Source organism: Terrabacter sp. 2YAF2 (genome assembly GCF_052114705.1).
In the GTDB taxonomy this organism is placed as follows: Bacteria; Actinomycetota; Actinomycetes; order Actinomycetales; family Dermatophilaceae; genus Terrabacter.
Map to the genome: position 1 here is coordinate 64,737 of NZ_JBFRFG010000015.1, position 17,266 is coordinate 82,002.

Below are 17,266 nucleotides of genomic sequence, written 5' to 3' on the forward strand. Positions count from 1 at the left end.
GGGACCCGGCCCCTGCAGAGCAGCGGGACGTACCCCTTGACAACCAGCAGCGGTTAGTGCCAACTTACCGTAAGTGAAGACTTACGAAGCGGGGGCGTTGACGGCTCTGGCCGACCCGACCCGTCGCGCGATCTTCGAGATGGTCGCCCAGCAGCCGAGAGGTGTTGCTGAGCTCGCGCTCGAGCTGCCGGTGAGCAGGCCCGCGGTGAGTCAGCACCTCAAGGTGCTCAAGGACGCCGCACTCGTGCGCGACCGGCCCGAGGGCGCCCGACGCATCTACGCCGTCGATCCTCGGGGTCTCGCCGCGGTGCGCGAGTACTTCGAGCAGTTCTGGCAGGCCTCGCTCGGCTCGTTCCGTGACGCGGCCGAGGGCACCGCACCACCCATTCAGGAGGAGAGATGAGCACAACAGGCACCACATCGACGACATCCGTGAGCGTCGACATCTACGTCGACTGCTCGATCGAGCACGCCTTCCGCGTGTTCACCGAGGGCATCGTTAGCTGGTGGAACCCCGACCACCACCTCTTGGATGCACCGCTCGAGACCATGACCTTCGAACCTCGGGCCGGGGGCCACATCATCGACCGGTACGCCGACGGGAGTGAGTGCCGCTGGGCCCGCGTCCTCGCCTACGAGCCACCGACCCGGGTCGCGTTCAGCTGGGACGTCTCCCTCGACTGGCACCCGGAGTCTGACCTCGACAAGACCAGCGAGGTCGAGGTGACGTTCGTCGCCGTCGGTCCACAGCGCACCCACGTCGTCCTCACCCACAGCAACCTCGACCGGCACGGTGACGGCTGGGAGTCGATGCGTGATGCCGTGAACCGCGGCTGGGATCTGCGGCGCTATGCCGAGGTCGCCAGCGACGGCTGACTGCGGGTCTCCAGTCTGGTCACCACCGTCCGCGGTGCACGACGTCGTCGAAGGGGCGTCGGTTCAGCCGCTCGATCACGGCCAACGGCTTGTCCGAGGGATAGCCGACGGCGAGGAGATAGGCCAGGAAGCGTCCTTCGGGGAACCCCAGTACGGCCCTCGCCTGGCCCTGATCGGCTGCCGCGGCGTGGCCCGTGCCGACGCCCAGGTCGGCCGCGGCGACGGTCATCGCGTACGTCGCCTGGCCCAGGTCGTACTGGAGAAGCGCCGACTGGCGATCGTCCTGCGGGTCCGGCGCGACGATCGCGATCGCGGCCGCTGCGTCGGCGACATGCCTGGCGCCCTGCCAGACCTTCGCCAGCTCGGCCAGCTGCGCCCGGTCCGTGACGAGCACGAAGTCCCAGGGCTGCCAGTTGGCCGCCGACGGGGCGCGTCGCCCAGCCTCAAGAATCCGGTCGAGCGCCTCATCAGGGACTGACTGGTCGGTGAACTGCCGAACGTTGCGTCGCGCCCGCAGGGCGTCCCAGGTCTCCACGATCTCATCGTGCGCCTCCGACGCCGGTTCTGGCGACCTTCTCGCAGTCGTGCACCCATTCGGACCCCCGCCGAGCAACGAGTCAGGCTGTCAGATCACAGTCGCTGACCCGATTCGGCAAGAGACGAGAGCTGTATCCGGCTGGCCAGGTCGTGCGCGGCCGGCAAGTCCCTGTCGGAGTGGACGAGCATGCGGCCGACGACCAGGACCGAGTTGCGGGGAGAGGAGATCTGCCTCGTCCCACTCGGAACCTTCCCTGCCCAGCGCGGTCCTGTGATGAGGAAGTCGCCCGCCCGGGCGCCGGTGGTGCGGGTGCCGACGTAGGCGAAGTTCGTGTTGGTGGACGGGTCGGTGAACTGGACGCTGTAGTAGCGGTCGGCGACGTCCGGGACGTGCAGGAGCAGCGGTCCTTCCCGCAGGTCCAGCCAGCCGGCGCTCACGAGCGTGTCACGGTTCACCCCCGTGGTCGCCAGCTGCGATCCCGCGCGGGCTCGCACCGGGTCGGCGAAGGACGCCTGGGACTGCAGGTAGAGCGAGTTCACCGGGATCGGGCCATCGCCGAATCCCTTGACGAGGATCGCCCGCTTGAACACGGAGAGCAGGAGGCCGGGCCAGGAGTAGAGGGGCGGCAAACCATGCCGTGGTCATGGCCGCGGCGAAGAAGAGCACGTGATCGAGTTTCATGCCGAGGTCACGCGGCTTCGGAAACGGGTGGCACGGCATACCTGCCATCGAGGATGGCTCGACCGGGGAGGTAGACACGCAGCCAAAGGGTGAACGGGCCCGGCGGCGCAGGCAGCCAGTTCGACTCATGACCCACCGGAGCGATTGCCTGGATGTAGATGTCGACCGACCCGTCCGCGTTCGAGGCCAGCCCGGAGCGGTCGCTCACGCTGTAGCGGCCGATCGGGTTCGGCACGAAGCGATTCCGCGAATCGCCCATCGTCAGCGACCAGAACGCGTCTTTGGGTGGGAGCCCATCGGCCGGGAAGTGCATGACGTAGGTGTGATGGCCGCCCAGCGGCCGACCCGCCTCGTCGACGTGCGTGGTCCAGTACGCCGCCTCGTCGGGCACATTGACCGGGCCGGGAAACATCCAGGTGGCCGCGGCCCGGGTCAGGAAGCCGTTGTGCGGGACGCCGCATTCGAGCATCGTGACCCAGCCGTTGACCGTGATGGCCTTGGCCCTCGCCAGGACCTCGACCGTCACGACCGCCAGGCCGACACCGACCAGGACCCCCTGCAGGACATCGGTACGCAAGGGTCGTGTCGGGGCAGTCAGCAACCTGACGACGGCGTAGACGCACACCGCCCCGACGAGTGTCGCCCAGACCGCCGACCTGCGCCTGCTCATGACGTCCCTCGGTCTCGCGACGCCGCCACGGAGGCAAAGAGATTGAGGCCGAGCCGTTCGGCGAGGTACTTGGTCGCGAGCTGACCGCGGACGCTGTTGCCAGCCGGGTCCAAGGGAGGGGAGAACGTCGCCAGGCCGCCCTTGCCGGGCGCCACGGTGACGATGCCGCCACTCACCCCGCTCTTCCCCGGCATCCCGACCTCGTAGAGCCAGTCACCCGACAGCTCGTAGAGACCCGCGGTGGCCATGACCGCGAGCACGCGTCGGCACACTCCGCGACCGACGACCACGTCCCCGGTCACCGGGTTGACGCCGCCGTTGGCCAGCGTGGCCGCCATGACCGCCAGGTCATGCACGCTCACATCGAGCGAGCACTGGCGGGTGTAGATGTCGGTGGCTTCGTCGGGGTCGAAGTAGAGCCGGCCGTAGCTCTCCAGCAGGTGGGCGATGCCCTGGTTGCGCAGGTTGGTCGCGGACTCGGAGGCGTAGACCTGCTCGTCGACGCTCAGCTCACGGCCCGCGAACCGCGACATCCCCTGCCTGATCAGTTCCCACTTCTCCTGCGCGGTCGCTCCGGGCGCCAGGCTCGTGGCCGCCAGCGCCCCTGCGTTGACCAGCGGGTTCATCGTCCGGTCGGTGTTGAGCTCGACCGCCATCAGGGAGTCGAAGGGGAACCCGGTGCTGTTGACGCCGAGGCGGCGACGGGCCTCCCCGTATCCCAGGGCCTCGCACACGAGGGCGAAGACGAAGGGCTTCGAGACGCTCTGGATCGAGAACGTCACCGCGACGTCACCGATCTCGAACGACTTCCCGCGAGCCCCGACCACGGAGATCCCGAACCAGTCCGGAGACGCCTGCGCGAGCACCGGGATGTAGTCCGCCACCTCTCCGTCGCCGTTCGATCGATACCGCTCGTACGCCTCGGTGACGACCGCTCGAACCTCCTCGGCCTGCGGCAGGTCCCCGGTGGAGATCGGCGACGCCGTGGCGTCCTCGTCGAACGGGAGCTGCTCGTGCATCGACAGCCTGGTCATGGTCGCCTCCACCGCTGGATGCCGGAAGCCTACGACAGCCGAAGGTCCGCTCTCAGGCTGTTGCGCCAGGCGACCCCGGCAAGCCGTGCGCAGGGTTGCCCGTGGCCTCGCGTGCAGCGGCCATGCGTTCCACGGTGTCGGGATGGGTGCTGAACAGGAGGTGCTCGAGACGGGGCGGGTGGACGTCGGCGATGTTGGTGGCGGCCAGACGCAGCTGCATCGCTGCGAACTGGGCGGGATCACCGGTGAGCCGCAGCGCGTGTTGGTCGGCACGGGCTTCGAGCCGCCGGGAGACCAGGCTCTGCACCGGTCCGCTGACCAGGCCCGCCAACGCCGCCACGGCCAGGACCAGGCCGATCGCCCTCGGTGAGCCGATGGAGTCCACCCCTGCTCGGCGCAGGAGTGCGTCCGACTGGCCCAAGAGGTAGAGCGAAACGAGGGCCGCTGCGGCGCCGGTCGCCCCGAGCAGCGTGCCCGTCTCGGTGTCGCGGGCCTTGGCGTGGCCCAGCTCGTGCGCGACGACACTGCTCACCTCGCCGGAAGACGCCTCACGGAGGAGCGTGTCATAGACCACGATGCGCCGGGTGGCGCCGATGCCGGAGACGTAGGCGTTGAGCCCCGTCGTGCGCCGCGACGCGTCTGCCACCAGCACGTCCCGCACCGGCACTCCGTCCCGAGCAGCCATCGCAGCCAGCTCCTCACGCACCCGCCCGGCCGGCATGGGGGTGAAGGTGTTGAAGACCGGCTCGACGAGGACCGGGAAGACGAAGGACAGCAAACCCACCAGCGCGGCTGCGCTCACGGCGCCGAACGCCCACCACCAGTCCGGCGAGAAGTGAGCCAAGGAGTAGAACAGGGCAAGCAGGAGCGCGCCAGTCACCAGTCCGACCGCGCCGCCCTTGAGCAGGTCGACCACCCAACCTCCCCAGGACTGCGTGGACAACCCGTACCGGCGAAGCACGGTGTGGCGCCACGCCGCAAACGGCAGCGACAGCACCCAGAGGCTCGCCAGGATGACCAGGCCGCCCAGCACCGCCTCGGCGAGCCAGTGCGCACCGAACGGTTGGCCCACTCGAGCGACGATGCGAGCACCAGCCGGCGTGAACCCGAGGAGCAGTGGCGCCACCAGCCCGACCAGCAGAGAACCGTACGAGCTCGGGCGCAGCGCGGCGTGCAGGGCCCGACCTCGGGAGACCATGTCCGCGGGCACCTCACGCATTGCCGCTGCTCGGGCGGCCCGGGCCGGTCTCGGCAACCGCCAGGGCACCAGCGTGACCACCTCGACCGCCAGCGCGACGGCCAAGGCGACGAGTGTCATGAGGGCCCACCCAGTTGCTTCCACGGCCGGCCTCAGGACGCGGGCAACCGCTCCAGCTGGCGCGCGAGCTCGGTGAGGGACGGCGCCACGAGGTCGGCGGCATGCATGGGCTCCGGGTACGGCGCGCCCGTCCGGTTGATGAAGGCAGCCCGCAGGCCGGCAGCCTTGGCGCCGTGGATGTCCCACGGATGGACGGCGACCAGCATCGCGTCCTCGGCGGTCTCGCCGCACTCGCCGAGCGCATACGCGTAGGCCGAGGCGGCCGGCTTCCACGCGGGCGCGTCCTCGACGGACAGGACGCGCTCGAAGGCGTCCCGGATGCCGCCGCGCTCGAAGAGGCCCTCGGCCACGTCGGCCGCCCCGTTGCTCAGGGTCACGAGCCGCATGCCCATCGCAGCCAGGGCCCGCACTCCGGCGACCACGTCATCGTGCAGGGGGAGCTGCAGGAAGCCCGCCATGATGTGGCGGCTTGCCGACTCGACGTTGGCCTTGTCGTGCAGCACGGTGTGCAGCGACGCGCGGGCGACGTCGGCGAAGCTCGGGTTCTGCCCGGTGACCGTCAGGGCGAAACCGTCACGCAGCAGCCCGGCGAACCACGGCACTGCGAGATAGGGCGGCACACCGACCTCGACGAAGCGGTCGCCGAGGTGCGTCATGTCGGAGAGCGTCTCGTTGACGTCGAAGACGAGGAGCCGAGGTCGCTGCTGCAGCGCGGAAGGTGTCGCGGAGGTCATGCCCCATGGTGCCCCGGCCCGGGGGCTTCGTCAGGCGCCTCGGGAAGTTCCGCGACGGCGCAGGTGCACGAGGCAGGCGCCCTGACGCGCGAAGGGGACCAGCCCCACCTCGGCGGCCCCGAGTGGGACGAGGTGGAGCAGCTGACTGCGCGTGCTGACACCGCGGACCGGTCAGCGGCGACGTAGGCCCGGCCTACCGCGAGGACGGGTCGGCCACCCGCGCCTTCTTGTCGGAAGTCGGCTCGGCACCCCGTTCGTGCCGGCCGCCGCGGGACAGTCCGATGGGCCACCAGATGCGGTCACCGAGGTCGTAGGAGACGGCGGGGACGAGCAGGCTGCGCACGACCAGTGTGTCGAGCAGGACGCCGAAGGCGACGATGAAGGCGATCTGCACGAGGAAGAGGATCGGCAGCACGGCGAGGGCCGAGAAGGTCGACGCGAGAACGACGCCCGCGCTCGTGATGACGCCACCCGTGACGGCCAGACCGACGAGGATGCCGGGTCGGGTCCCCCGCATGCGGGACTCCTCCCGGACGCGCGTCATGAGGAAGATCGAGTAGTCGATGCCCAGGGCCACGAGGAAGACGAAGCCGTAGAGCGGCGTCGACGGGTCGGACCCCGGGAAGTCGAAGACGTGGTTGAAGGCGATGGCCGAGACGCCCATGGTCGCGGCGAACGACAGGACGTTCGCGGCGACGAGGACGAGGGGGGCCACGATCGACCGCAGCAGGAGCATCAGGACGACGAAGATCACGGCGAGGATCGTCGGGATGATGACCTTGAGGTCGCGCTCGCTCGCGAGCCGCACGTCGAGGTTGGTGGCCGTGGTCCCGCCGACGAGCACGTCGCTGCCGACCCGGTCGAGAGAGGCGCGAAGGGTCTCGATGGTGTCCTCGGCCGCCACGCTGTCGGCAGCCGCGTCGAGCGTCGCCTGCACGATGACCTGGCCGTCGACGACCTTGGGGGGCTGGCCGGGCACGAGACCCACCTGAGCGTTGCTCACCCCAGCCGTCGAGTTCAGCACCTGCACGACGGCATCGGCCTTGCCCTCGGGCGCGGCGATCTGGACCGGGGAACCGGATCCGGCGGGGAAGTGGCGAGCCAGCACCTCCTGTCCCGTGACCGAGTCGACCTTCGTGAGGAAGAGGTCCGACTGGGCGATGCCTCGGGCGTTGAGCGTGGGCAGGAAGGCCGCGCAGGTCGCGAGCGCCAGCAGCGTGACGACCCAGGTGCGCCGCGGGTGGCGACCGACCATGCCGGCCACCCGGCCCCAGATCCCGCGGGTGCCGACGGCGTCCGCGCTGTGCACGTGGTCGATCCGCGGGACCTGGGGCCAGAAGATGCGCCGGCCGAAGAGGAGCAGGACCGCGGGGAGGAAGGTCAGGGACGCGACGAAGGCGCCGACGATGCCGAGGGCGCCCACCGGGCCGAGGCCCTTCGTGCTGCCGAGGTCCGAGAGGCGCAGGCACAGCAGACCGAGGACGACCGTCGCGGCGCTCGCCGCGATCGGCTCGAGGGCGGCCCTCCACGCGGTCTTCATCGCCGCCCACGTCGACTCCTCGTCGTGCAGCTCCTCCTTGAAGCGGGCGACGAGGAGCAGTGCGTAGTCCGTGGCTGCGCCGACGACGAGGATCGACAGGATGCCCTGGCTCTGGCCGCTCAGGCTGATGACGCCGTTCTGCGCCAGCGGGAAGACGACCAGAGCAGCGAGCGAGAGGCCGAACATCGCGGTGATGAGCACGGCGAACGGCAGGATCGGGCTGCGGTAGACGATGAGCAGGATGAGGAAGACGACGCCGAGAGCGACGAGCAGCAGGATGCCGTCGATCCCGCTGAAGGCGATGATGAAGTCGGCGAAGAAGCCACCGGCCCCCGTGACGTGCACCGTCAGGCCGGACGCGCCCAGCGTCGACGCCGCGGACGCGCGCAGGGCCTGCGCCACGGCATACAACGCGGTGTCCCCGCCGATGGTGACCTCGGCCTTGTCAGCGAGGAAGGCCACGGGCACGAGGGCGGCTTGCTTGTCCTGACTGGGGATCGCCGCCGTCGGTGGCGCCTGCAGGAACTCACCGACGGTCCGCGTCGGGTCCGAGAGCTTGAGCCCCGGGATGCCGGCGACCCAGGCCTGGATGGCCTGGGAGTCGGCCGGCGTCAGGCCGCTCGGGCGCTCGACGACGACGAGGTAGGGCAGCGTCTGGGTGTCGGTGGTGCGCGCGACGAGCTTGCTCACCGACGTCGACTCGGCCGACGGCGGCAGGAAGTTCGCGTTGTCGTTCGTCGCGACCTCGGACAGGCGACCCACGAGGGGGCCGCCGACGCCGCCGATGGCCAGCCACGCGAGGACGGCGAGCGCGGCGACCCACCGGACGGCGCTCCGGCCCCGGGGCCTCGTCGGTCCGGGGCCACCACGAGATGCCTCGCTCATGGACCCATCATGGGGCAGGCGCGCGCCGCAACGTTCGACAGCCGTCGAGGACGGGTCACTCCGGGACGTCCGCACCCGTGGGGTCGACGTCCCTCTTCGCGACGGCCGTCTCGAAGTACGGCGCCGCGAGGGCCGCGACGGCTCCCCCCACGAGCGGCGCGACGATGAACATCCACACGTGGGCGAGGGGCTCGCCACCGTTGAGCAGGGCCGGTCCGATCGAGCGGGCCGGGTTGACGGACGTGCCGTCGAGCGGGAGGCCGACGAGGTGGATCACAGTGAGCACCACACCGATTGCCAGACCGGCGAAACCCGGCGCGGCGGCCCGGTTCGTCACGAGCAGGACGACGAGGACGAGCAGGAAGGTGAGCACGACCTCGAGGACGAACGTCCCTCCGGCTGTGATGTCCGGCCCCCAGTTGTTGGTCCCGAGAGCGCCGGTCTTGTCCGTGGCGCCGCCGAAGCCGGACACCATGAGCTTGAGCAGGGCTGCGGCCACGATGGCCCCGACGAGCTGGGCGCCCCAGTAGTAGACCGCCTCTGTCGTGGTGATGCCCTTGCGCAGGAGGAGGCCGAGCGTGACGGCAGGGTTGACGTGGCAGCCGCAGATCGGGCCGATGGCGTAGGCGAGGGCGAGCAGGACGAAGCCGAAGGCCAGGGCGACACCGACGAACCCGATGGTGTCCTTGCCGAAGACGACGGAGCCGACGCCGAAGAAGACGAGGACGAACGTCCCCACGGCCTCCGCGACGGCCCTGCGGGCGAGGTCGGGCGTCGGAGCGGCAGCACTGCTCGAGTCAGGCATGGGAGTCCTTCCGTAGCAGGGAGCGGCCACTGCCTCAGGGACGCTCACCATCAGCGTAGGACCGCCACGAGCGCCGGATGCCGTGATCGCGTGCTTCCGAGGAACCGGGGACCGCTCCTGACCGGTGGCGACCTTGTGCCGTTTCCCGGGTGTCGTGCGCACCCGAGGAGGACACTCGGGTGGGGGACCAGAGGGACTCACAGCACGATGGGGGACTCGCATGGGCGGGTTCGACGAGGTGGGAGAGGACTCGGCGAGCAGGGACCGCGCCGAGCTCGAGGCACGGCTGGTCGACGTCCAGGAGCAGTTCCGCGCGACGAGCGACATCCTCAAGGTCCTCACGGCCTCGACGACGGGCGGCGCCGCCAGCCGTGACGAGGTCTTCGACGCGGTCGTCGACAGCGCCCGGCGGCTCCTCGGCGCGCAGGTCGGGCAGATCTACCTCGTGCAGGATGACTCGTTCGTGCTCGCGCGGTCGAGCGGACTGACGCCGGAGTTCGTCGACTTCGTCTCGCAGCACCCGATCGTCCGCGACCGCGCGACGTTGGTCGGACGGGTCACCATCGACCGGAAGGTGCACCAGATCGAGGACGTCCTCGCCGATCCGGACTACCGTCGCACCGACTTCCAGCGGGTGGGTGGCTACCGCACGATGATGGGCGCACCGATGGTGGTCGGCGACCAGGTCGTCGGCGCCCTCAACGTGTGGCGCACGCAGGTCGCGCCCTTCGACGAGGCCGCCGAGGAGCTCCTGTCGACGTTCGCCGAGCAGGCGGCGCTCGCCCTTCGGCACGTCGAGCTCTTCTCGGCGCTCGAGAGCAGGTCGGCCGAGCTCGCCCGCAAGGTCGACCAGCTCGAGGCGCTCGCCGAGGTGGGGGAGGCGATCAGCTCGACGCTCGTCGCGGACGAGGTGCTGGCCACGATCGTCAGCCACGCGGTCGAGCTGTCGGACACCGACGGCGGCTCGCTCATGGAGTTCGACGAGGCGACGGGACTCTTCCGGGTGCGCACGGCCTACGGCACGAGCGAGTACGTCATCGATGCGCTGCGGTCCGCGGAGATCCACATCGACCGCACGTGGGTGGGCCGGGCCGCGCGCGGCCGACGGGTGCTCCAGATCCCCGACCTCGACGCCGCGCCCGGGCCACTCGACCCGCACCTCGCCGTGCTCCACGGGTCGGGCTGGCGCTCGCTCGTGGCCATCCCGCTCGTGCGTCCCGACCGGGTCGTCGGGGCGCTCGTCGTGCGGCGCAAGTCGACGGGCTCGTTCAGCGACGAGACGTGCGAGCTGCTCGCGGCCTTCGCGAGCCAGTCGGCCGTCGCGCTGACCAACGCCCGCCTCTACCAGCAGCTCGAGCAGCAGAGCGTCGCGCTCGCCGAGGCCAGCCAGCACAAGTCGGAGTTCCTCGCGAGCATGTCGCACGAGCTGCGCACCCCGCTCAACGCCGTCATCGGCTTCTCCGAGGTGCTCCTCGAGCGGATGTTCGGCGACCTCAACGAGCGCCAGGAGGACTACCTCCAAGACATCCTCGCGGCCGGGCGGCACCTGCTCGCCCTCCTCGGGGACATCCTCGACCTGTCCAAGATCGAGGCCGGCCGCATGGAGCTCGACCTCACGACGTTCCCCATCGACGACCTGGTGGTGCAGGCACTCTCGCTCGTGCGCGAGCGGGCGGCGGGGCACGGCATACGCCTGACGCTCGATGCCGAGCGCGGGCTCGGCACGGTCACCGCCGACGCGCTCCGGCTCAAGCAGGTGCTGCTCAACCTGCTGAGCAACGCCGTCAAGTTCACGCCCGACGGGGGCAGCGTCGACGTGCGGGCCTGGCGCGAGCACGAGGAGGTCGCGATCACCGTGACCGACACCGGCATCGGGATCGACCCAGCCGACCAGGAGCGGATCTTCGACTCGTTCCAGCAGGGTGAGCGGTCGGCGTCCTCGAGCGAGGGCACGGGCCTCGGTCTCACCCTGAGCCGCCGCATCGTCGAGCTGCACGGCGGTCGACTGTGGCTCACCAGCGCACCCGGAGAGGGCAGCACCTTCGGGATCTCGATCCCGCAGCCGAGCGCCGCGYCGCCCTCCGACGGCCCCGCCTGGTCGGCCGACCTGGAGTCCGTGAGCGGCCCGGTCGTCGTCGTCATCGAGGACGACCCGCGCTCCGCCGAGCTCGTCGAGCTGCACCTGCGTGCGGCCGGCCTGCGCGCCGTCAGCGCCTCCACCGGTGAGCAGGGGCTCATCCTCGTCCGGGAGCGGGACCCCTTCGCCGTCATCCTCGACATCCACCTGCCCGGCATGGACGGCTGGGAGGTGCTCGCGGCTCTCAAGAGCGACCCGGTGACGGCCGAGGTCCCGGTGGTCGTCGTCAGCGTCGAGCCGGAGCGGGGACGAGGCTTCGCGCTCGGGGCGACGGAGTACCTCGTCAAGCCGGTGAGCGGGGACCACCTCCTCGCCGCCGTGACCCGTCTGCTGTCCCCGACCCCGACGCGGGCGCAGGATGCGGGCGCCGGGCTCAGCGTCGTGGTCGTCGACGACGACCCGCTCGCCCTGAAGCTCGTGCGCAGCACCCTCGAGCCGCTCGGCTGGGAGGTCCACACCTGCGCGGGCGGCCAGCAGGCTGCCGACCTCGTGCGTGCGGTCGCGCCGTCCGTCGTCGTCATGGACCTGCTCATGCCCCAGGTCGACGGCTTCGCCGTCATCGACGAGCTGCGGCCGGACCGTGACTCCGACGGCCCACCCATCGTCGTACTCACCGCGAAATCGTTGACGGCACAGGATCGTTCGCGACTGGAGGGACGCATCGCCTTCGTCGCCGCGAAGGCCGGGATCGACCTGCCCGGCCTCGCCCGACGGCTCGCGGCCGTGGCCGCCGCGCACGAGAGGTCGGGGGAGGGGTCGTGAACCGCCAACCCGTGGTCCTCCTCGTCGAGGACAACCCCCGCAACCTCAAGCTCGCCCGCGACGTGCTGGAGTATGCCGGCTTCTCCGTCGTCGTCGCCGACACCGGTGAGCAGGGGGTCGAGCAGGCGCGGGCCACGCTTCCCGACGTCATCCTCATGGACCTCCAGCTCCCGGGGATCGACGGCTTCGCCGCGCTGGAGCTGCTGCGCGGCCACGAGGCGACCGCGCACATCCCGGTCGTCGCGCTCACCGCGTTCGCCATGCAACGGGACCGCGACCGCGCCCTCGCGTCGGGCTTCGCGGGCTACCTCGAGAAGCCGATCAGCGTCCGGGAGTTCCCCGCGCAGGTGCGCCGCCACCTGCCGCGCAGCGACGACGGCCACGCGCCGTGACCGCCCCCGCCCAGGACGTCGTGGTCCCGCCGCTCACGGGCGTGCGGGTGCTCGTCGTCGACGACCTCGAGCAGAACCGCAAGCTCATGCACGCCGTCCTCGAGCCCCATGGCTTCCTCGTCCGTTCCGAGGCGTCGGGTGCGGCCGCGCTCGTCGCGCTCGGCGAGTGCGACATCGACGTCGTCCTGCTCGACGTGCTCATGCCCGTCATGGACGGCTACGAGACGTGCGCGCGGATCAAGGCCGACGCCCGGACCGCCATGCTTCCCGTCGTCATGGTGACGGCGAGCGGGGCGCGACAGCGGCTGCGCGCCCTCGAGGTCGGCGCCGACGACTTCATCACCAAGCCGTTCGACCAGGCCGAGCTCATGGCTCGGGTGAGGTCGCTGGCCCGGGTCAAGCGGCTCCACGACACCGTGGTCGAGCAGACCGTCGCGCTCGAGCGGTGGAACGCCGAGCTGGAGTCGCGGGTCGCCGAGCAGGTCGCCGACCTCGAGCGCCTGAGCCGGCTGCGTCGTTTCCTCTCCCCGCAGATCGCCGGCCTCATCGTCGAGTCGGGCGACGAGTCGTTCCTGGAGAGCCACCGCCGCGACATCACCACGGTCTTCACCGACCTGCGCGGCTTCACCGCTTTCGCCGAGACGTCGGAGCCGGAGGAGACGATGTCGGTGCTCCGCGACTACCACGCTGCGCTCGGGGAGCTCGTGTTCGCCTACGAGGGGACGCTCGAGCACTTCGCCGGCGACGGGCTCATGGTCTTCTTCAACGACCCGCCACCGTGCGCGGACGCGCCGGAACGGGCCGTGCGGATGGCGCTCCAGATGCGTGACCGCGTCGACGAGCTCGCGACGCACTGGCACCGGCAGGGCCACGACCTCGGCTTCGGCGTGGGTATCGCCCAGGGTTACGCCACGCTCGGCCGGGTCGGCTTCGAGGGGCGATGGGACTACGCCGCCATCGGGACCGTCACCAACGTGGCTGCGCGGCTGTGTGCCGCCGCGGTGAGCCGCCAGGTGCTCATCAGCCCGCGCGTGCGTGCCGGCCTCGACGAGAGCTTCGAGACACACTCGCTCGGCCCCATGGAGCTGCGCGGCATCTCACGGCCCCTCGAGGTGTACGAGGTCATCGGCACCGTCAGACAGGAGGACCACCCATGAACGCGGCCATCCCTTCCACCTCCCCGCAGGAGCCGTCCGAGGTCCGACCGCCGGACGTCGGGCTCGGCGACCTCGACGAGGACGCACGGGGCGAGCTCTTCGACGTCCTGCAGGGACAGCTGCCCGAGGTGTGGAGACTCATGCGCCAGGGCGACCCCCTGGAGTCCGTGGTCGTCGTCCCGTCGATGACGATCGAGCGGCTCGGGCCGTCCGCTGGTGCGTTGAACCAGGCGATGGAGGAGCGCTTCCTCTTCCTCCTGCTGCTCCTGCGCCAGCCGAGGCTGCGGATGGTCTACGTGACCTCGATGCCGATCCACGAGCACGTCATCGAGTACTACCTGTCGCTGCTGCCCGGAGTCATCCCCAGCCACGCCCGCGCACGGCTCACCCTCGTCGCCGTCGGCGACTCCTCGCCGACGCCCCTCACCGACAAGCTGCTGGAGCGCCCCCGAATGCTGGCCCGGATCGCGTCGCTGGTGCCCGACCCCGCGCGTTCGCACCTCCTCCCCTACACCAGCACCACCCGCGAGCGTGACCTCTCCCTCCTGCTCGGGATCCCCATGTATGCCCCCGACCCCCGGCTCTACCCGCTGGGCACCAAGACCGGCTGCCGTCGGGTCTTCGCCGAGGCGGGCGTCGCCCACCCCTTCGGGGCCGAGGACCTCCACAGCATCGACGACGTCGTCGACGCCGTGATCGCCCTGCACGCGGCCAGACCCGCGGCGCGGTGGGCCATGGTCAAGCTCAACGAGGGCGTGTCCGGCTCGGGCAACGCGCTGGTGGACCTCGCGGGCCTGCCGGCGGGACCAGGGGGCCCGGGATCGGCTGACGACGTCGAGCTGCGTGCCGTCGCCACCGAACGGGTGCGCGGGATGCAGCTGGAGGACGAGCAGGTCGACACCGACGCCTACCTGCGCCGTCTCGAGGAGCGCGGCGGGATCGTCGAGGAACGCGTCGTCGGCGACGAGGTGCGCAGTCCCAGCGTGCAGCTGCGGGTGACGCCACTCGGGGAGCTCGAGATCCTCTCGACGCACGACCAGATCCTCGGCGGCCCCACGGGCCAGAGCTACCTCGGCGCGCGGTTCCCGGCCGACCCGGCATACGCGACGGCCATCACCGCAGAGGCGGAGAAGGTCGGTCGGGTCCTCGCCGGCAAGGGGGTCCTCGGGCGTTTCGCCCTCGACTTCGTCGTCGTCCGGCAGGGGACCGACTGGCAGACGCAGGCGATCGAGATCAACCTGCGCCGGGGCGGCACGACGCACCCCTTCCTGACCCTGCAGTTCCTGACCGACGGCGTCTACGTCCACGAGGAGGGACGGTTCCGCACGCCGTCCGGGGCGGAGCGCCACCTCGTGGCGACCGACCACCTCGAGGACGAGGCGCTCCGTGGCCTCGACGTCGACGACCTCTTCGACCTCGTCGCCCGGGCCGGCCTGCACTTCGACCAGTCCCGCCAGACTGGCGTCGTCTTCCACATGATCAGCTCGATCACCGAGTGCGGCCGGGTGGGCATGACCGCGATCGGGGACACGCCAGACTCCGCCCAGGATGTGTTCGACCGGGCGGAGTCGGCGTTGCTCGCCGAGGCGCGTGCGTCCCTGTCGCCGCTCCCGTTACCCCTCCGGGGGCGCCTCGGCGAGGGCCTGTGGTGACGACTCAGGGTGCGATCGAGGCCGAGTGGATGAGGGCGCCGACGTATGCCTGGTGCCAGGTCAGACGTGCCACGACCGAGCGGGCGGAGGCGCCGCCGCACTCGCACTCCCACGTCCAGCCACCCCCTGGTCGTCGGGTCACTCGCGGGTGGTGGTGCGCGAGGTCCGGGTGGATCCGTCGTCGCGTCGTCGTCGTCATCGAACTGCCTTTCCTCGTCGAGGGGTTCGCTGCCCCTCGCCCTTCGGATGTGCTCACCGACGACGATGCCGCGCGGCGCTCCCCGCGTCTGTGCGCGCGGCGACACCCCGGATGTGCTCACGGGCACGCGCGAGGGCACACCCTGCGACGCGTGCGGTTGCCCGCGTCAACCGAGCGGCCGGTGTCGTGAACGTCGACGTCGGGCTGCTCTCGGACCTCGCACCCGAGGAGCGCCGGGAGGTCGTGGCGACGATGCGACGGCACTCCTACGTCGCCGGTGAGGTGGTCTTCCACGAAGGGGACGCCGCGGACTCCGTGCACTTCGTCCTCGAAGGACGGGTCGTGGCCCGACGCTCGTCCGAGCACGGTGACCGGCTCGCCTACGCCGTCATGGGCCCGGGCCAGGCCTTCGGCGAGCTCGCGATGATCGTGCGTGGGGGCCGGCGCACGGCGACGATCGAGACGGTCGAACCGACCGTGACCCTGGCGCTCCGCTTCGCGGACTTCGAGCGGCTCTGCGTCCGCCACCCGGAGGTCAGCCGCCTCCTCGTCCGTCTGCTCGCGGCCAGGGTCAACCGGCTGACCGAAGCGCTCATGGAGGCCCTGCACACGCCGGCCGAGCTCCGCGTCGTCCGGAGCCTGGTGTCGCTGTGCGGGGTCTATGCCACTGGCGCGCAGGGGCATTCGCTCGTGGCCGTGGAGCTGAACCAGACCGAGATCGCCGAGCTCGCCGGGGTGACCCGACCGACCGCCAACCGGGTCCTGCGTCGTCTCGAGGCCGGCGGCGTGGTCGCACTCGACCGTGGACGCGTCACCGTCCTCGACCCTGTGGCGCTGCGCCGCGCGGGTGCCCGCGGGTAGCGGCGGGACCTCGCCACACGGCATTCCGGCCCTGAGCGCCGGCTCCAGCCATCGGTCTGTCAGCGGGCACACCGAAGGAGAACCCCGCCCCAATCGAAAGAGCGATCCGTCCGGACGAGTGATCTTCCTCAGCTCAGCCGTGGATGAAGCCCTCGAGGACGCTCGCGAAGCGGTCCGGCTGCTCGAGGTGCGGGAAGTGTCCGGCGCCCTCGAAGAGCACGACCTCCGCCCCGGGGAAGACCTCGTGCGCCCGCTCCGCGTGACCGACGGGGATCATCCGGTCCCGGGTGCCCCAGATGACGAGGGTCCGGATGGGTTCACCCGCCGTCAGGCGCCCTAGCGCGTTGACGGTCTGCCCGCCGGGGTCGATGACGCCGCGGGTCGTGGCGAGGAACGCGCGGCGGCTCTCGGCATCCGAGAGGGAGGTGAAGCCCTTCCAGGCCGCCGACGCGTCGGCGCTCGGGCGCCACCCGAGCCCGCGGACGGCCCGCCCCACGGTCTCGACGCGCTCGCGGACCCAGCTCGACGCGATGACTGGGAGGACGAGCTCGGCGCCGGGGAGCGTCGCGGACCGCAGCAGCGGACTGACCGTGCGCCCGAGGCCACCGGTGGAGACGAGGACGAGCGCCTCGACCCGCTCGGGGAACAGGTAGCAGAACTGCATGGCGATCCCGCCACCGAGGGAGTGGCCGACGAGCGTGACGCGGTCGATGCCGAGCCGGTCGATGAGGTCGCGCAGGATCGCGGCGTGCGAGCCGAGCGAGTAGTCACCGATCGGCTTCGCGGAGGCGCCGTGGCCGAAGAGGTCCGGGATGACGACCCGGTGGTCGGTGTCGAGCCGGTCGACGAGGTGGGTCCAGTTCGCGTGGGATCCCAGCAGTCCGTGGATGAAGAGGATGGCCGACCCCTGTCCGGTGTCGACGTAGGACAGGTCGTGGCCGGCCAGGTTGACGACCCCCGGCGGGTAGCGCAGCTCGGCGTCGTCACGCGGCTCCTGCGTCGTGGTCATGCTCCCCCGCCCTCCC

At 70.9% G+C, this 17,266-nt stretch carries 17 protein-coding genes; 7 read left to right on the plus strand and 10 right to left on the minus strand.

Features of this window, described 5'->3' with window-relative positions:
- Nucleotides 1-73: 73 nt before the first annotated feature.
- Both AB4030_RS15990 and AB4030_RS15995 read left to right on the plus strand, forming a co-directional pair.
- Nucleotides 74-403 carry an ArsR/SmtB family transcription factor gene (locus tag AB4030_RS15990; RefSeq protein WP_442280202.1) on the plus strand — a complete coding sequence of 110 codons (330 nt, stop codon included), beginning with the start codon at nucleotides 74-76 and terminating at the stop codon, nucleotides 401-403.
- Complete coding sequence (locus tag AB4030_RS15995; RefSeq protein WP_442280203.1) at nucleotides 400-876, plus strand: SRPBCC family protein; 477 nt, start codon at nucleotides 400-402, stop codon at nucleotides 874-876. Before AB4030_RS15990 ends, AB4030_RS15995 begins: the two co-directional genes overlap by 4 nt.
- A 19-nt stretch (nucleotides 877-895) precedes the next feature.
- Here AB4030_RS15995 and AB4030_RS16000 read toward each other — a convergent pair whose 3' ends face one another.
- The 8 genes from AB4030_RS16000 to AB4030_RS16035 form a co-directional block, all read right to left on the minus strand.
- Nucleotides 896-1,411 carry a nitroreductase family protein gene (locus AB4030_RS16000; protein WP_442280204.1) on the minus strand — a complete coding sequence of 172 codons (516 nt, stop codon included), beginning with the start codon at nucleotides 1,409-1,411 and terminating at the stop codon, nucleotides 896-898.
- Nucleotides 1,412-1,506: 95 nt separating this feature from the next.
- A complete protein-coding gene (locus tag AB4030_RS16005) occupies nucleotides 1,507-2,004 on the minus strand; it encodes a DUF1254 domain-containing protein (protein WP_442280205.1) in 498 nt (165 codons plus the stop codon).
- Between the two features lie 98 nt (nucleotides 2,005-2,102).
- Complete coding sequence (locus AB4030_RS16010) at nucleotides 2,103-2,765, minus strand: DUF1214 domain-containing protein (protein ID WP_442280206.1); 663 nt, start codon at nucleotides 2,763-2,765, stop codon at nucleotides 2,103-2,105.
- A complete protein-coding gene (glsA, locus tag AB4030_RS16015) occupies nucleotides 2,762-3,799 on the minus strand; it encodes a glutaminase A (RefSeq protein WP_442280207.1) in 1,038 nt (345 codons plus the stop codon). Before glsA ends, AB4030_RS16010 begins: the two co-directional genes overlap by 4 nt.
- A gap of 52 nt (nucleotides 3,800-3,851) precedes the next feature.
- On the minus strand, nucleotides 3,852-5,117 hold the full coding sequence (locus AB4030_RS16020; protein WP_442280208.1) for a M48 family metallopeptidase: 1,266 nt from the start codon (nucleotides 5,115-5,117) through the stop codon (nucleotides 3,852-3,854).
- A gap of 32 nt (nucleotides 5,118-5,149) precedes the next feature.
- On the minus strand, nucleotides 5,150-5,851 hold the full coding sequence (locus AB4030_RS16025; protein WP_442280209.1) for a haloacid dehalogenase type II: 702 nt from the start codon (nucleotides 5,849-5,851) through the stop codon (nucleotides 5,150-5,152).
- Nucleotides 5,852-6,044: 193 nt separating this feature from the next.
- The gene (locus AB4030_RS16030) at nucleotides 6,045-8,276 is read right to left on the minus strand and encodes an MMPL family transporter (RefSeq protein WP_442280210.1); all 2,232 of its coding nucleotides are present in this window, start codon (nucleotides 8,274-8,276) and stop codon (nucleotides 6,045-6,047) included.
- A 55-nt stretch (nucleotides 8,277-8,331) separates the two neighbouring features.
- The gene (locus tag AB4030_RS16035; RefSeq protein WP_442280211.1) at nucleotides 8,332-9,081 is read right to left on the minus strand and encodes an aquaporin; all 750 of its coding nucleotides are present in this window, start codon (nucleotides 9,079-9,081) and stop codon (nucleotides 8,332-8,334) included.
- Nucleotides 9,082-9,301: 220 nt separating this feature from the next.
- Between AB4030_RS16035 and AB4030_RS16040 the strand changes: the two genes are divergently transcribed.
- From AB4030_RS16040 to AB4030_RS16055, 4 genes are read left to right on the plus strand one after another with little or no spacing between them, the layout of a single operon-like run.
- Nucleotides 9,302-11,980 (plus strand): GAF domain-containing protein, encoded by a 2,679-nt coding sequence (locus AB4030_RS16040; RefSeq protein WP_442280212.1) that lies wholly within the window; start codon nucleotides 9,302-9,304, stop codon nucleotides 11,978-11,980.
- The gene (locus tag AB4030_RS16045; protein ID WP_442280213.1) at nucleotides 11,977-12,372 is read left to right on the plus strand and encodes a response regulator; all 396 of its coding nucleotides are present in this window, start codon (nucleotides 11,977-11,979) and stop codon (nucleotides 12,370-12,372) included. The genes AB4030_RS16040 and AB4030_RS16045 overlap by 4 nt, the downstream gene beginning before the upstream one ends.
- Nucleotides 12,369-13,529, plus strand: a complete 1,161-nt coding sequence (locus tag AB4030_RS16050; protein WP_442280214.1) for a response regulator — start codon at nucleotides 12,369-12,371, stop codon at nucleotides 13,527-13,529. Before AB4030_RS16045 ends, AB4030_RS16050 begins: the two co-directional genes overlap by 4 nt.
- Entirely contained in the window at nucleotides 13,526-15,181 is a 1,656-nt protein-coding gene (locus AB4030_RS16055; RefSeq protein ID WP_442280215.1) for a peptide ligase PGM1-related protein, read from the plus strand. The genes AB4030_RS16050 and AB4030_RS16055 overlap by 4 nt, the downstream gene beginning before the upstream one ends.
- Before the next feature lie 4 nt (nucleotides 15,182-15,185).
- On the opposite strand, the gene AB4030_RS16060 is transcribed toward AB4030_RS16055, so the two are convergent.
- Nucleotides 15,186-15,380, minus strand: a complete 195-nt coding sequence (locus tag AB4030_RS16060) for a hypothetical protein (RefSeq protein WP_442280216.1) — start codon at nucleotides 15,378-15,380, stop codon at nucleotides 15,186-15,188.
- A gap of 186 nt (nucleotides 15,381-15,566) precedes the next feature.
- Between AB4030_RS16060 and AB4030_RS16065 the strand changes: the two genes are divergently transcribed.
- Entirely contained in the window at nucleotides 15,567-16,241 is a 675-nt protein-coding gene (locus AB4030_RS16065) for a Crp/Fnr family transcriptional regulator (protein ID WP_442280217.1), read from the plus strand.
- A gap of 133 nt (nucleotides 16,242-16,374) precedes the next feature.
- Here AB4030_RS16065 and AB4030_RS16070 read toward each other — a convergent pair whose 3' ends face one another.
- Nucleotides 16,375-17,250 carry an alpha/beta fold hydrolase gene (locus tag AB4030_RS16070; RefSeq protein WP_442280218.1) on the minus strand — a complete coding sequence of 292 codons (876 nt, stop codon included), beginning with the start codon at nucleotides 17,248-17,250 and terminating at the stop codon, nucleotides 16,375-16,377.
- Nucleotides 17,251-17,266 lie beyond the last annotated feature (16 nt).